Origin of the sequence: Bordetella hinzii LMG 13501 (assembly GCF_001548475.1) — a bacterium.
GTDB classification, from domain to species: Bacteria; Pseudomonadota; Gammaproteobacteria; order Burkholderiales; family Burkholderiaceae_B; genus Bordetella; species Bordetella hinzii.
Genome location: NZ_LRUJ01000016.1, coordinates 49,406 through 63,650, shown reverse-complemented (window position 1 = coordinate 63,650; position 14,245 = coordinate 49,406). Strand labels below are relative to the sequence as shown.

12 protein-coding genes are annotated in these 14,245 nt (G+C 67.7%); 6 read left to right on the top strand and 6 right to left on the bottom strand.

Annotated features, from left to right (window positions below; translation table 11 throughout):
* Window positions 1–417 precede the first annotated feature (417 nt).
* On the top strand, window positions 418–816 hold the full coding sequence (locus tag AXA74_RS12450) for a hypothetical protein (protein WP_029577448.1): 399 nt from the start codon (window positions 418–420) through the stop codon (window positions 814–816).
* Between the two features lie 40 nt (window positions 817–856).
* Here the strand turns inward: AXA74_RS12450 and AXA74_RS12445 are convergent, their stop codons facing one another.
* Window positions 857–1,783 (bottom strand): LysR family transcriptional regulator, encoded by a 927-nt coding sequence (locus tag AXA74_RS12445; protein WP_032979787.1) that lies wholly within the window; start codon window positions 1,781–1,783, stop codon window positions 857–859.
* Between the two features lie 107 nt (window positions 1,784–1,890).
* Here AXA74_RS12445 and AXA74_RS12440 point away from each other — a divergent pair, with 107 nt between their 5' ends.
* Both AXA74_RS12440 and AXA74_RS12435 read left to right on the top strand, forming a co-directional pair.
* Window positions 1,891–2,808 (top strand): alpha/beta hydrolase family protein, encoded by a 918-nt coding sequence (locus AXA74_RS12440; protein WP_407060210.1) that lies wholly within the window; start codon window positions 1,891–1,893, stop codon window positions 2,806–2,808.
* A gap of 32 nt (window positions 2,809–2,840) precedes the next feature.
* A complete protein-coding gene (locus AXA74_RS12435; RefSeq protein ID WP_048939959.1) occupies window positions 2,841–3,815 on the top strand; it encodes a Bug family tripartite tricarboxylate transporter substrate binding protein in 975 nt (324 codons plus the stop codon).
* A gap of 21 nt (window positions 3,816–3,836) precedes the next feature.
* On the opposite strand, the gene AXA74_RS12430 is transcribed toward AXA74_RS12435, so the two are convergent.
* The 5 genes from AXA74_RS12430 to AXA74_RS12410 all read right to left on the bottom strand — a co-directional run bounded on the left by AXA74_RS12430 (window position 3,837) and on the right by AXA74_RS12410 (window position 10,723).
* On the bottom strand, window positions 3,837–5,309 hold the full coding sequence (locus AXA74_RS12430) for an aldehyde dehydrogenase family protein (protein WP_048939960.1): 1,473 nt from the start codon (window positions 5,307–5,309) through the stop codon (window positions 3,837–3,839).
* A gap of 33 nt (window positions 5,310–5,342) precedes the next feature.
* Window positions 5,343–7,124 carry a thiamine pyrophosphate-binding protein gene (locus tag AXA74_RS12425; protein ID WP_032979783.1) on the bottom strand — a complete coding sequence of 594 codons (1,782 nt, stop codon included), beginning with the start codon at window positions 7,122–7,124 and terminating at the stop codon, window positions 5,343–5,345.
* A gap of 68 nt (window positions 7,125–7,192) precedes the next feature.
* Window positions 7,193–8,173 (bottom strand): Bug family tripartite tricarboxylate transporter substrate binding protein, encoded by a 981-nt coding sequence (locus tag AXA74_RS12420; RefSeq protein WP_029577442.1) that lies wholly within the window; start codon window positions 8,171–8,173, stop codon window positions 7,193–7,195.
* Window positions 8,174–8,298: 125 nt separating this feature from the next.
* Complete coding sequence (locus AXA74_RS12415) at window positions 8,299–9,606, bottom strand: citrate/2-methylcitrate synthase (RefSeq protein WP_029577441.1); 1,308 nt, start codon at window positions 9,604–9,606, stop codon at window positions 8,299–8,301.
* A gap of 193 nt (window positions 9,607–9,799) precedes the next feature.
* Window positions 9,800–10,723 (bottom strand): LysR family transcriptional regulator, encoded by a 924-nt coding sequence (locus AXA74_RS12410; RefSeq protein WP_029577440.1) that lies wholly within the window; start codon window positions 10,721–10,723, stop codon window positions 9,800–9,802.
* A gap of 134 nt (window positions 10,724–10,857) precedes the next feature.
* Between AXA74_RS12410 and AXA74_RS12405 the strand changes: the two genes are divergently transcribed.
* From AXA74_RS12405 to AXA74_RS12395, 3 genes are read left to right on the top strand one after another with little or no spacing between them, the layout of a single operon-like run.
* On the top strand, window positions 10,858–11,838 hold the full coding sequence (locus AXA74_RS12405; RefSeq protein WP_029577439.1) for a Bug family tripartite tricarboxylate transporter substrate binding protein: 981 nt from the start codon (window positions 10,858–10,860) through the stop codon (window positions 11,836–11,838).
* On the top strand, window positions 11,835–13,082 hold the full coding sequence (locus AXA74_RS12400; protein ID WP_029577438.1) for a CaiB/BaiF CoA transferase family protein: 1,248 nt from the start codon (window positions 11,835–11,837) through the stop codon (window positions 13,080–13,082). Before AXA74_RS12405 ends, AXA74_RS12400 begins: the two co-directional genes overlap by 4 nt.
* Window positions 13,079–14,242 (top strand): acyl-CoA dehydrogenase family protein, encoded by a 1,164-nt coding sequence (locus AXA74_RS12395; RefSeq protein WP_029577437.1) that lies wholly within the window; start codon window positions 13,079–13,081, stop codon window positions 14,240–14,242. Before AXA74_RS12400 ends, AXA74_RS12395 begins: the two co-directional genes overlap by 4 nt.
* Window positions 14,243–14,245 lie beyond the last annotated feature (3 nt).

Here is a 14,245-nt window from a genome sequence, read left to right as displayed (position 1 = left end):
ACGTAGACGTATCAATGCGTCGTGCCAGCATGTGAGTATCCCGCCGCAGGCCGCGGCAGCGCGCAGCGGCTTCCCACAGGGGTGTTACGAACGATGTTGCCGGCCGGCGCCCTGCCCGAATAGACGCGCGATTGCTATCATCGGGCATGCGTTCGATGCTTCCGGGGAGGAGACGGTATGGACATGGGCACCACGGTGATGCTCTCGGTTCTCGCGGCCGTGATCGGATTCGGTCTATGGGTGGCGAATAATGTGACGCGCGCCGAGGGCGCCGACAAGCCGGCGCGTCGCGACTGAGGCGACGGCCGCCGCGTCCTTGGCAGGCACGGCAGCGAAATGAGGAAATATCTCCACTCGCGGCGATCGCCAGTAGAATCTTGCGCGTTGGGGCGGCTTGCGCCCTGGTCCTGAGGCGCCATGACTTCGCCCATCCTCCGTCAATCCTGTCCGCCTGGCGCCTGTGTGTGCGATCGCGATCGCCTGCAGGCTGATCCGCAGGGCGACCTGCGCATTCTCAAGCTCACGCGCGAGGAGGAGCGCCGGCTCACTGAGCGTCTGGAGAACCTGACCGGGCTGGACGACCTGCGGGCCATGCAGGGACGCATGTATGCCCAATTGGGCCTGGTGGTGCGCATCGTGCCCAGCGCCCGGGGCGTGCGCACCCTGCGCGGGATCGCCATCGAGGTGGACGAGCAGCCCGGCCTGTGCCGCAAGACGCGCGCGGCCATCCCCGCCGCCCTGCGGCGAGGCTTTGAGCGCAACCCCGAGATCGTCTATGCCTTGCTCAACGAGCGCGATCTGCTCGCGGGCGCCTGATCTTCGGGCGGCGGCGAGCCTGCCGCGCCAAATACGGCATTCAGGGCCTGTCGATCGTCGGCGCGCCCCGGCTGATGAGATCGCAATGATCGCGGATCAGGCCGACCAGGCAGCGGGCCGGTGACGACAGGCTGATGTCGGTGCGGTGCACGATGTAGAAATCCCGGGTGATGTCCGGCTGCTTGATGCGCGCCACGCTCAGGCCCTGGTCGCGCACGTCGAACAGGGTCGGCATCACGGCGACAAAGGCGCCGTTGCGCACCAGGCTGAGCATGGTCGCGAGTTGGTCGACTTCGAGTTTCCAGGGGCGGGGGATGGCGTTGGCGTGCAGCACGCTGTCTATCTGCAAGCGGGTCGAGCTCAAGGGGTGCAGGCCCACGACGGGCAGGCCGCAGAGGTCTTGCCAGCTCAGTTCGGCCGGTAGCGAGGCCAGCGCGCCGGTATCGCGGTAGACCAGGTTGTAGTCGTAGGTGCCGAGTTTCTGCACGTTCAGGGACTGGGGAAAGCTCACCGAGGTCGTGACCGCGAACTCCACTTCGCCTTGTTCCACCAGTTGGGTGACGACGGTGGCATGGGAGTCGCGGATGCTCACGAACACGCCGGGGTATTCGGCGTAGAGCGCCGGCAGCACCTTGGGCAGGACCGAGTAGCCCACCGACGCGACGGCGCCCAGTTTCAGGGTGCGCCCGTCGCCTTGCGCGGCGCGCGCGGCCTCGGCGACCGAGGCATCAAGCTGGCTGATGGCGGGCAGCACCCGCTCATACAGCATCACGCCCAAGGGCGCGACTTGCAGACGGCGGGTGGTGCGTTCGAAGAGCTTGCCCCCGATCTCGGATTCCAATTTGGCGATACGCCGGCTGAGCGCCGAGGGGGTGATGCAAAGCACTTCGGCCGCGGCGGTGTACTGGCCGCAGCGCACCAGGCAGCAGAAGGCCCGCAGGTCTTCGATGTCGTAATTTATTCTCATGAATCAACAATCGTTGATATTTATTCGATTGACGAAAATATAGCGCGGAACGCATGCTTCGCTCCACAAAAAAGCGGAAGAAAAGCATGCAGTCAGAAGAAATTTGCTTGAAGTCGGTCAGCTCGTTTTTCGTGGAGGGCAGGACGGCGGTGCTCGAAGGGCTGCCCATCGAGCACCGCAGCATGGTCCTCAATGGCTATCCGCGCGAAGTCGATCCCAATGGCGAGCACGTCTATGGCCAGATGTATGTGCAGGCCTATCGTCTGGCGCGTCCGCGCCATCGCCATCCCGTGCTGCTCTGGCACGGCGGGGGCATGACGGGCTGCACCTGGGAAACCACGCCGGACGGCCGGCCAGGCTGGTTGATGCGTTTTCTGCAGGCCGGCTATGACGTGATGGTGAGCGATGCCGTCGAGCGCGGCCGTTCGTCATGGGCGCGTTTTCCGGAGATATACCGGACCTCGCCCGTTTTCCGGCCCAAGAAGGAGGGCTGGATCAATTTCCGGATCGGGCCGGAATATGGCGCGGCCGGACGGGTGGCCCATCCCGGCCAACTGTTTCCCGTCGAGGCCTTCGATACGTTCGCGCAGCAATGGGTGCCGCGCTGGCCCCAGCACGAGCCCATGATCCTGGCCGCCTATGAGGCGCTGGTCCAGCGCGTGGGGCCTTGCCACATCGTGGCCCATAGCCAGGGCGCGGGCTTCGCGGCCGAGATCGCCCGCCGCCGGCCCGGGTGTGTCGCCTCCGTGGCCGCGGTCGAGCCCGGCGGCATGCCCGAGCCGGGCCCGGCGCCGCGCCTGCCTCGCCACCTCGTTGTGTGGGGCGACTACATCGCGTGCTCCGGCCCGCATTGGCAGACCTATCGCAGGCAGGCCGATGCCTATCTGGCCAGCATCGCGCCGGCCGCCGAGGTCGCCGTCCTCGATCTGCCCGAGCACGGTATCCGGGGCAATTCCCATCTGCCGATGATGGACCGCAACAGCGACACGGTTTTCGAGCGTGTCCGGGCCTGGATCGAGCAGTAAGCCACATCAACACCGACAATATGGAGACGCTTATGACCCGTTTTACCTTCGCTTCGCTCGCCTTCGGCATGGCGCTGGCGGCCCCGGCCGCCGGCGCGGCCGGCGACTATCCTTCGCAGCCCATCAAGATGATCGTGGGCTATGCGCCGGGCGGTTCGGTGGACACCTTTGCGCGCATCGTCGCGCCCCGGCTGGGCGCGGAACTGGGCCAGACGGTGATTATCGAGAACACGCCGGGCGCCGGCGGGGTGATCGCCGTCACGCGCGCCACGACGTCCAAGCCCGATGGCTACACGGTGTTGATGGGCATTGTGTCGGATGTGGTGCTGGCTCCCTTGGTGCAGAGCGCCGCCCGCTACACCTACCAGGACTTGACGGCGGTCGCGCCGCTGGGCACCAGCGGCGTGGGCCTGGTGGCCAATCCGCAATTGGGCATACGTTCTTTCGGCGACCTGATACAGCGGGCCAAGGCGCAGCCGGGCAGATTGACCTATGGCGCCACGGGCGTGGGGTCGCTGCCGGCCATCGCCATGGAGAGCTTCAAGAAAGTGACGGGCACGGACATCACCTTCATTCCGTACGCCAGCGCCTCGAAGATCGCCACCGACGTGATCGGCGGCAATATCGACCTGGCGATTTCGGGCCTGCCGGCCCTGCTGGAAATCATCAAGAGCGGCAGGGTGACGCCTATCGGCGTCATGAGCCATGAGCGCGATATTGGCAATCCCGACATGCCCTCGGCCGGCGACACCCCTGAACTCAAGGGCATGGATTACTACTTCTGGACCGGGATCTTCGCGCCCAAGGGCACGCCAGAACCCGTCGTCGAGACGCTGAACCAGGCTTTTGCCCGCGTGATGGCCCAGCCCGATGTGCGGGAGCGCTTCACCACCCTGGGGGTGAAGGTCAGCGCGGCCAGCCCGCCCGCGCAATTCGGGCGCTTCGTGGCCGACAGCCATGCGCAATGGGCCGCGGCCATCCGAGAGGCGGGTATCCCGCGCCAATAGGCCGGGCCGGGTCCGGCCGGGCTAGCCGAACTTCAGGTTGACGTTCTTGGTGTAGGTGAACTCCAGCAGTTCGGCGAAGCATTCTTCGCGCCCGATGCCGGATTGCTTGACGCCGCCGAAGGGCGCGCCCAGGAAGTGCTGGCTGGAGTTGTTGATCCAGACGTAGCCCGTCTGCATGCGCTGGGCGGCCCGGTGCGCGGTGTCGAGATCCCGGGTCCAGATGGAGCCCGTGAGGCCGAAGTCCACGCCGTTGACGGCCTCGAAGAGGCGGTCTTCATCCGACCACTTGAACACCGACATGATGGGGCCGAAGACTTCTTCGCGCGCCAGCCGCATCGAGGGCTGCATATCGGCAAAGACCGTGGGTTCATAGAAGAAGCCCTCCCGCAGGGCGGGGGCGTCGGGGCGCTTGCCGCCGCACACGAGTCGCGCGCCGTCTTGCAGGCCCATCGCCACATAGCGCTCGACTTTTTCCAGCTGGGCCCGGCTGACGAGCGAGCCCATGGTGGTGGCCGGGTCGGTCGGGATGCCGGGTTTATGCCGTTGCGGCAGCGCTTGCGCGATGCGCGTCAGGACCTCGTCGTGGAGGGATTCGTGCAGGAAGACCCGGCTGGTGGAGCCGCAGCTCTGGCCCGACCAGGTGAAGTTCATGCCGCCGATGATGCCGTCGATCAGGCGTTCGCGGTCGGCGTCGGGATAGGCGATGAGGGCGTTCTTGCCGCCGAGTTCGAGCAGCACGGGCTTGAGGCTGTCGGCCGCGGTTTTCATCACCGCGCGGCCGGTGGGAACGCCGCCTATCAAGGTGACTTTGCGCACCAGCGGATGTCTGGCCATGGCGTCGCCGCATTCCGCCGTGCCGCAAAGGAAGTTGACCACGCCCGCCGGGAACAGCGGGCCGACCAATTCCGCCAGCCTCAGGATGGACAGCGGCGCCTGGTCCGGCGCCTTGATGACGACGGTATTGCCCGCGGCCAGCGGGGCGGCCAGGCGGGCCGCCGCGAACATCAGGGGATGGTTGTAGGCGACGATGCGCGCGATCACGCCCAGGGGCTGCGCGCTCGTGTAGTTAAGATTGCCGGGACCCAGGGGGATGGTCTCGCCCTTGATCTCGGTGGCCAGGCCGGCAAAGTAATCGAGGCAGTCGGCGGCGAAGGCCGCATCGTGCGCCAGCGCGGAGACCGGGTTGCCGTTGTTGAGCGAGTCCAGGCGGGCCAGCGGCATGGCGTGCTCACGCAGGATGGACGCGGCTTTGCGCAGATAACCGGCGCGCTCCCTCGGCGGGAGGGCGGACCAGGCCGGGAAGGCCGCATCCGCGGCCAGGACGGCGGCGTGGACGTCGGCCGCCCCGGCCACCGGCGCGGCCATGATGACTTCGTTGTAGCAGGGGTTGATCGTGTCGGCGTAGGTGCCGGCCAGCGGCGCGTGCCATTGGCCGCCGTAATAGAGTTGGGCGTGGCCGGGCAGGATGCCGGCGGGGATGTCCTGAGTGCGCATGGTGTGTCCTGTGGCGGAAAGAGGGGCTGGCTATCAGTTGTCCGACCGGGTCAGGCCGGCGGTCATCGCGGGGCTGTAGCCGGTCTGCACGATGACGTCCAGCACGATCGCCTGGCCGTTCCTGACGGCGTCGATGGCCGCCGGCAGCGCGCGGGCCAGTTCCTCGATGTCCTCGATCGGGCCGATGCCGGCCAGTCCCTGGGCGCGCGCCATGGCGGCCAGGTCAGGCTCGGGGTTGGCGATGCGCTGGCCGATCCAGCGGTTTTCGACCGGGCGCTTGCGTTGCCGCGCCATGCGCTCCTGGTGCAGTTCGTCATTGAAGAAAGAGCGGTTGTTGCAGACGATCATCAGCAGGGGGATGCCGGCATTGGCCGCGGTCCACAGGGCGTTCACGCCCATCAGGTAGTCGCCGTCGCCAATGATGGCCACCGGCAGCCGGTCGGAGCCCTTGAGCGCCAGCGCCGAGCCTATCGCCATGCCGGGCCCCGATCCTATGCCGCCGCCGCCGTCGTAGCCGAGGAAGTCCAGCGGATGCCGGAAATCCCACATCTCGCCGCTCCAGCTCAAGGGCAGGCGCATGAGGCAGGTTTTCTGATCGCCGATGGCCTGGCGCAGCGTGGCGGCCAGGGTGGCGACGGTCAGCGTGTCGGCGGCAAGGCCGCCGCTGGCCTGGGGCGGGCGGGGCGGGGGCGTGCAGGCGCGGGAGCGCACGCGCGCGTTGAGCAGTTCGACGGCGGCTTCGGGCTCGCTCAGCAGGAAAACATCCACCGGGGGCAGGCCCTGGTGATCCATGCTCCAGCCATTGTGGCTGTAGTGGTCAACGGAGACCTGGATGATCTTGCTGGCTATCGTCCCGTCTTCCCAGGCCTGCTTGAGAGTGCCGGCGAGGTCCAGCCAATCGAGGCTCAGCACGACGTCCGCATCGCGCAGCACTTCCTTGGCGCGGGCGCTCAGGAAGTGGCCGGCCGGCGCGGCATGCAGGCGATGGTCGGTGGGAAAGGCGCAGCCGACTTTCAGGTCGGTCAATACCTCGGCATTCAGGGTTTCCGCGAGTTGGATGCGCTGCTGCCAGCCCGCCTCATCCCGGCTGACCCGCCCCGCGAGGATGACGGGCCGCCGCGCGCCGCACAGCAACGCAGCCGCCTGCGCGATCACGTCATCCGCCGGCCGCGCCGGCGGCGGCGGCAGGTAGCGCGAGGGGTCGAGCCGCAAGGCTGGCTGGTCGAGGCGCGACTCTTGCAGCGCGGCATCGAAGCAGACATAGACCGGGCCTTGCGGCGCGGTGGACGCGATCTGCCGCGCGCGCAGGATGGCTTCCTGCGCCGCGCCGATGGACGCCGGCTGGGCATCCCATTTGATGAAGTGACGCACCAGGGCCGCCTGGTCCTGCGCGGTATGAATCCAGTCTATCCAGGGACGGCGCTTGGCGGCGTCCACCGGGCCGGTGGCGCCGAAGACCAGCACGGGAACGCGATCCACCCAGGCGTCGAAGATCGCCATCGAGCCGTGCATGAGCCCGACGTTGCTGTGCAGGATGGCCGCCAGCGGCTTGCCATGGACTTTGGCATAACCGTGGGCGATGGCCACGGCGTGTTCTTCGTGCAGCACCACGATCATCTGCGGCCGCTCATTGCCCAGGTGATTGACGATGCTGTCATGCAGCCCGCGGAAGCTGGCGCCGGGGTTGAGCAGGACGTAGGGGATATCCAGCCCGCGCAGGATGTCAGCGATCGCGTCGCTGCACCAGACGGTCGTGTCGGGCGAGCTGGGTTGCGGGATGTCGCGGCGCACGGCGCCGTTGGAAAGTGCAGTCATGAAAGCTCCGGCAGAGGGAGTATGGGAAGACGGTGCCCGGCCGGCGCGGCGGCGCCGGCCGGCGGCAATCAATCAGGTTGGATGTGCGCGGCCTTGATCACCTCGGCCCAGCGCTTTTGATCGTCGGCGATCAGGGTGTTGAAGGCGGCGGCCGTGCTGCTCTCGGGAAGGATGCCTTGCTCGGCCAGTTTTTCCCTGACATCGGGCAGATCCAGGGCCCGCCGCAGTTCGGCGTTCAGCGCCGCGATGACCGGCGCGGGCGTCTTGGCGGGCGCGATCATGCCTATCCAGATATCGCTCTCGAAGCCGGGCACGGTTTCGGCGATGGCCGGCAGCTCGGGCAGCAGCGCCAGGCGCGACCTGCCGGTCGATCCCAGCGCCCGCAGCTTGCCGTTGCGGATATGGGGCAGGGCGGAGTTCAAGGGGCAGAAGAACAGGTCGACATTGCCCGAGAGCACGTCGACCAGGGCCGGCGAGCTGCCCTTGTAGGGCACGTGGACCAGCTTGATGCCGGTCATCGACTTGAAGACTTCGGCGGCCATGTGCTGGGGGCTTCCGGCGCCCGCCGACGCATAGGTGAGCGCATCGGGATTGGCCTTTGCCAGGGCGATGAGCCCGGCGACGGAAGAGACCGTCATTTTCGGCGAGACCACCAGCACCATGGGCACCCGCCCCAACAGCGTCACGCCTTGCACATCCTTGATGACGTCGAAGGGCAGCTTGGGGTAGAGCACGGGGTTGACCGCCACCGTCTGGTTGGGCGCGATCGCGATGGTGTAGCCGTCGGGCTCGGATCTCGCCAGATAGTCGGTGGCGATGTTGCCCGCCGCGCCCGGCTTGTTCTCGACGATCACGGGCTGTCCGAAAGTCTCCGACATCTTCTGGGCAAGGATGCGCGCCAGCACATCGTTCGAGCCACCCGGCGGCAGCGGGACGATGATGCGTATCGGCTTGGCCGGATAAGCCTGGGCGCGCGCCGGCATGGGCAGCGCCGAGGCCAGCGCGGTGGAAAGCAGGGTCGTGATGAACGTGCGGCGGCCGTCTTGCATGCTTGTCTCCCTTGGATTGTCGTTGTCAGCGCATCCTAGGGAGATATGGCGGGGGCTTCAATCTTGAACATTGAATCAACCTGAACCGGCGGCGGATCCCGGCGGGCCCGCGCCCGCGACGGCCGTCAGCGTGCCGATCCGCCGGCGACGAACTTTGCCCGCGGCCGCAACAGCATGCTGGTGGCGCGCTGCTCTTGCACATGGGCGATCCAGCCCGCGATCCGCGCCAGCGCGAATAGCGCCGGCGCGGCCTGCGGCGCAAGCTGCAGCGCGCGCGTCACCACGACGACGGCGAGTTCCTGCCGCGGCCGCAGGCCGGTGATCCGCTGCACTTCATCCAGAAAGGAAAAGACCGCCCGCAGTTCGCGCGTGAGCGTTGCGCGCTTGCGTATCATGTCCAGCAGCAGCGCCGCGCGAGGGTCGCCGGCCGGATAGAGCGGGTGATGAAAACCGGGGATGGCCTGGCCCTGCTCGAGCCGCTGGCATGCGCGCCGCACCAGGGTCGCGCGCCGGGCGCCCTTGCCGATGAGTGTCTCGACCCGGGCATACATTCTTCCGAGTTCGACCCCCGAGGTGGCGCACAGCGCCGCGGCCAGGCAGCTCTGCAGCGAGCCGCCCGCCGAGGCCACCACGCGGGCGCTCAGTGTCCCCGGCGGCAATTCATGGTCGGCCAGGAGGATCAGCAGCGCCCGCAAGACCTCGGTGTTTTCGGCCGTGGCGCTCATGCCCAGGGAAGCGGTCAGCGCCTGCAGCAGGGTTTCGCGCGCCTGCATGGGGCGGTAGGCGCGCCCGGGGCCGATAAAGCCACAGAAGCCCACCATGGCCTGCATGATCTCCCGCCCCGCGGCCAGGGTGCCGCCGCGCGCCAGCCGCTGTTCCGTCGAACCATGATCGATGCCCAGCAGCAGGGTGGCCATGGCGAAGACTTCCAGCACGTTGCCGGCCGGGTCGGACGCCGACAGCGAGCGCGCCAGGGCGAGGAGCGCTGGCGCCGGCGCGCGCACGCGCCAGCGCGGCGCCTTGTCCGGCAGCTTGCCGGTCCAGAGCAATTCCGACACCGCCTCCACCGAGGTCCCGGCCCTGACCAGTCCGGCGGCCGGATGGCCGCGGTAGGCGGGGCCTTGCGGGGTGATCTCGGTAATGGAGGTGGGCAGGATGGGCTGGCCCCAGTCCATGGCGGCGGCCGCCACGGCGCCATGCCCCGCGCGGGCCTCGGAGCGCTTTCTGAGGCGCTCTACATCGCCGCTGTGATAGCGCTTGGCCTTCTTGCCCGGCTGGGCGACGCTGCGGATCCAGCCCCGGCTGACGTAGGCATAGAGCGTCTGCGCCCGCACCTTGAGCAACTGCATGGCCGTGGCGGCGTCGATATAGTCGCTTTGCGAAGCCGGGGGCTGCGCGCCGCGGGCGGGAGGTTCCGGTTCGGGTATCAGCACGCTGGGTCGCGGTCCGGCAGCCCTCATGGCGGCGTCCAGAGGCCGGATAAACCCCATTATCGGAAGCCTGCCGCGGGTTTGCTAATGAAAAAAGCTGATCGGATATACGGCTTTTCGTATGCCGGCCAAGACTTGCCGGCGCTTGCCGCCAGCGATGATCCGCCGCCCTGCCAAGCGCCGCGGCGGGCGGGGCTTATCGCGGCGTATATGCCGCCTCGCCCATCCTGTCCTGCCGGAAGCTGAGCGCATGCTGGATGACGTGCTCGATGAGGCGGCTGGCGGGGCCGGCGGCGCGGGCCAGCGCGATGCCGACCTGGAAGCCGGGCGGGTTGTCCGTCAGGCGCAGGCACTTGACGCCCCGGGGCTGCACCAGCCGGGAGACGCCGGCCACCAGGCCCACGCCCAGGCCGGAGGCCACGAGGCTCATGATGGTCTGGACCTGCATGGCTTCCTGCGCGACCTGGGGCGTGAAGCCGGAGAATTCGCAGCGCATGCGCGCCAGGGCCGATAGGCTGGGCACTTTGTCGCGCGGATACATGATGAACGGTTCGTGCGCGGCTTCGCCCAGCGCGATCTCGTCGCGCGCGGCCAGCGGGCTGGCGGCGTTGACGGCGAGCATGAAATCATCGCGGTCCATGGGCACGAGGACGCAGCCGCTGTCTTCCAGCACGGGGTAGCGCAACAGGCCCATGTCGAGTTCGCGGCTGCGCAGGCCGGCGAGGATTTCCGAGGAGGTGGCTTCGTTGAATTCGAGGGCGACCTTGGGATAGCGCTCGCGCAGCGAGGGGATGAGCCGCGGCATGAGGTCATAGGTGGCCGAGCCGATGAAGCCCAGCCGCAGCCGTCCGCCTTCGCCGTCGCGCACGTCGCGCACGGCCTGTCGGCATTTGTCCGCATGCAGCAGGGCGGCGCGGGCGTCGGCCAGCATGGCCTGGCCGGCCGGCGTGAGGAAGACGCCGGTGCTGGTGCGTTCGAACAGCGCGCTGCCGACTTCGGCCTCCAGTTTGCGAATGGAGATCGACAGGGGCGGCTGCGCCATGTGCAGCTGGGCCGCCGCCCGGTGGAAGTTGCCGGTTTCGGCCAGCGCGATGAATTGGCTGAGTTGTCGCAGGTTCATTTGATATTGGACGAATATCAAAATCTAAATTCTTAATATTAGACAGCATAATGCCATGCGCATAGAGTCTGGGACACCCGACAGGGGCAAGCGGCGCCGCCAGAGCGTCCAGGCCCGTCCACCAAGGAGACACTATGTTGCACCGCAGACAGTTGCTGGCGGCCTTCCTGGCCACCGCATGCGTCGGCGCGATCGGCCACCAGGCCGAGGCGCGCGCCGAGGCTTTTCCCTCGCATCCGATCAAGTTCGTGGTGCCTTTCGGGCCGGGCAGCGGCACCGATACCTCGGCGCGCTATTTCGCCCGCCAGTTGCAGACGCTCACCGGCCAGCCGGTGGTGGTGGAAAACAAGCCGGGGGCCAACGGGTTCATCGCGGTCAAGAGCGTGCTGTCGGCGCCGGCCGATGGCTACACCGTGTTCATCGGCAGCAATTCGACGCTGGCGGTCAATGCGGCGCTGTTCAAGGAGCTGCCCTATGACCCGGTGAAGGATTTCGCGCCCTTGACGATGATGATGCGGTCGCCGGCGATGCTGGCCGTCAGCCCCAAGGCGCCGTACAGCACGCTCAAGGATCTCATCGCCTATGGGCGCGCCCACCCGGGCAAGGTGAATTTCGGCGCCGGATCGGCGGGCTACCAGCTGATGGGCGAATTGCTCAACGACGCGGCCGGCCTGAAGGCCGTGCATGTGCCATTCAAGGGTGCCAGCGAGGCGATCACCGCGGTGGCGGCGAGCACGGTCGACTACACCTTCGCCGAGGTGACGGCGGTGCAGGAGCTGGCCAAGGACGGGCGCGTGAAGGTGGTGGCGGTGGCGTCGGACCAGCGCGTGGGCACCTCGCCCGATGTGCCCACGGCGGCCGAGGCGGGCCTGCCGGGTTTCGAGGCTTACACCTGGGTGGGCGCCATGGTGAGCGCCAAGACGCCGCCGGCCGAGACCGCCCGGCTGGCCGAGCTGTTTACCCAGATCTCGAAGATGCCCGACACGCGCGCCTTCTATGAGCGGCTCGGGGCCACGCCCATGACGGGCGGCCCGACGCAGATGCATGAGTTCCAGAAGAACGAGATCGCGCTCTGGCAACGCATCGTCAAGAAAGCGGGCGTACCCCAGCAATGAAGGACGAGGCGGCCATGACGGCGTGTGCCCTGCAGCATGTGAAGGTGCTGGATCTGTCGCGTGTGCTTGCCGGCCCCTGGGCCGCGCAGACGCTGGGCGATCTGGGCGCCGAGGTGATCAAGGTGGAGCGTCCGGGCACGGGGGACGATACCCGGGCCTGGGGGCCGCCCTATGTGACGGACCCGGCCGGCCAGGCCACGGGCGAGTCGGCGTATTACATGTGCGCCAACCGCAACAAGCTGTCGGTCACCATTGATTTCACGCAACCCGAAGGGCAGGCGCTGTTGCGGCAACTGGCCGCGCAATGCGATGTGCTGATCGAGAATTTCAAGACGGGCGGCCTGGCGCAGTACGGGCTGGACTATGCCAGCTTGAGCGCGCTGAATCCGCGCCTGGTGTACTGTTCGGTGACCGGCTTCGGCCAGGATGGCCCATATGCGCATCGCGCGGGCTACGACTTCCTGATCCAGGGCATGGGCGGGCTGATGAGCATCACCGGCCAGCCCGACGGCGCACCTGGCGCCGGGCCGATGAAGGTGGGCGTGGCGCTGACCGACATCCTCACGGGCCTGTACGCCAGCACGGCCATCCTGGCCGCCTTGCAGGCGCGCGAGCACACCGGCCGCGGCCAGCACATCGACCTGGCCCTGCTGGACGTGGGGGTGGCCTGCCTGGGCAACCAGGCCATGAACTATCTCTACAGCGGGACGGCGCCGCGCCGCATGGGCAATGGGCATCCGAACACGGCGCCCTATCAGGATTTCCCGACCGCGGATGGCCATATGATTCTGGCCGTGGGCAATGATGGGCAATTCGCCCGCCTGTGCGTGGCCATCGGCCGTCCGGAATGGGCCACCGATCCCCGCTTTGCCGCCAACGCCGCGCGCCTGGCCAACCGCAAGGAATTGATCGACGGGCTGCTGGCCATCACCGTGACGCGCAGCACGCGCGAATGGATAGGCCTGCTGGAGCAGCACGGCGTACCCTGCGGTCCCATCAACAATGTGGCCGAGGTGTTCGAGGATCCGCAGGTCCAGGCACGCGGGATGCGCATCGCCATGACGCATCCACGGGCCGGGGAAGTCCCCCTGGTCGCCAGCCCCATCCGGCTGTCGGATACCCCGGTGAGCTATCGCCACGCCCCGCCGCAGCTCGGCCAGCACACCGATGCCGTGCTGGCCGCCTATCTGGGCCTGAGCGCCGAGGCCCTGCGCAATTATCGAAGCCATGGAGTCCTGGGATGACGGCCCTTAGCACGCTTTCGCTCGCGCCCACGCGCATCCCGCCCGAGGACGAGGCCCTGCGCGCCGAAGTGCGGGCCTTTCTGCAGCAGGCCACGCGCGAGATGCCGGCCCATGTGCGGGCCCGCTCGTGGGGCGGCTACGACACGGACTTCAGCCGCCGCATCGGCGCCAAGGGCTGGATAGGGCTGACCTTGCCGCCCGAATACGGCGGGGGCGGGCGCAGCGCCTTCGCGCGCTATGTGCTGGTCGAGGAATACCTGAACGCCGGCGCGCCGGTGGGATCGCACTGGATCGCCGACCGCCAGAGCGCGCCGCTCATCCTGAAGTACGGCACGGAGGCGCAAAAACGCTTTCACATTCCGCGCATCTGCCGCGGCGAATCCTTCTTCTGCATCGGCATGAGCGAGCCGAACGCCGGTTCCGATCTCGCCAGCGTGCGCACCCGCGCCGTGCCCAATGAGGGGGGCTGGCTGCTCAATGGGCAGAAGATCTGGACCACCAACGCCCATCACTGCCAGTACATGATCGCGCTGGTGCGCACCTCGGGCGAGCCGAAGGACAGGCACCAAGGCCTGTCCCAGGTCATCGTCGACCTGTCCTTGCCCGGCGTGACGGTGCGGCCGATCGAGGATCTGTCGGGCGACAGCCATTTTTGCGAGGTGTTTTTCGACAATGTGCAATTGGCCGAAGATGCCCTGATAGGCCGCGAGGGCCAGGGATGGGAGCAGGTCACGGCGGAGCTGGCCTTCGAGCGCAGCGGGCCCGAGCGCCTGTTCTCCAGCATCGTGCTGTTCGACCAGTGGCTGCGGTATGCGCGGCTGCCGGCCCATCGCACGCCCTCGGCCGCGCGGTTGGCCGGCAAGGTGCTGACCCAGCTCGCGCCGTTGCGCGCCATGTCGGTGTCCGTGCAGGAGAAGCTCACGCGCGGGGCAAGCCCTATCATCGAGGCGGCGCTGGTCAAGGAACTGGGCACCACGCTGGAGCAGGCCATCCCCGCCGAGATCGCGCAGGATCTGTTTTCGCGCCCGGCCGAGGATATCCCGGTGGAGCTGTTGATGACGCTGAAGTACGTGACCGAGGCATCGCCTTCGTTTTCCCTGCGCGGCGGCACCCGCGACATCCTGCGCGGCATGATCGCGCGCGGCCTTGGCCTGCGGTGAGGT

Bases quoted from the DNA above. Each gene is read 5' to 3' on its own strand.
- AXA74_RS12450 (WP_029577448.1), top strand. From the start codon at position 418: ATGACTTCGCCCATCCTCCGTCAATCCTGTCCGCCTGGCGCCTGTGTG.
- AXA74_RS12445 (WP_032979787.1), bottom strand. From the start codon at position 1,783: ATGAGAATAAATTACGACATCGAAGACCTGCGGGCCTTCTGCTGCCTG.
- AXA74_RS12435 (WP_048939959.1), top strand. From the start codon at position 2,841: ATGACCCGTTTTACCTTCGCTTCGCTCGCCTTCGGCATGGCGCTGGCG.
- AXA74_RS12430 (WP_048939960.1), bottom strand. From the start codon at position 5,309: ATGCGCACTCAGGACATCCCCGCCGGCATCCTGCCCGGCCACGCCCAA.
- AXA74_RS12425 (WP_032979783.1), bottom strand. From the start codon at position 7,124: ATGACTGCACTTTCCAACGGCGCCGTGCGCCGCGACATCCCGCAACCC.
- AXA74_RS12420 (WP_029577442.1), bottom strand. From the start codon at position 8,173: ATGCAAGACGGCCGCCGCACGTTCATCACGACCCTGCTTTCCACCGCG.
- AXA74_RS12410 (WP_029577440.1), bottom strand. From the start codon at position 10,723: ATGAACCTGCGACAACTCAGCCAATTCATCGCGCTGGCCGAAACCGGC.
- AXA74_RS12405 (WP_029577439.1), top strand. From the start codon at position 10,858: ATGTTGCACCGCAGACAGTTGCTGGCGGCCTTCCTGGCCACCGCATGC.
- AXA74_RS12400 (WP_029577438.1), top strand. From the start codon at position 11,835: ATGAAGGACGAGGCGGCCATGACGGCGTGTGCCCTGCAGCATGTGAAG.
- AXA74_RS12395 (WP_029577437.1), top strand. From the start codon at position 13,079: ATGACGGCCCTTAGCACGCTTTCGCTCGCGCCCACGCGCATCCCGCCC.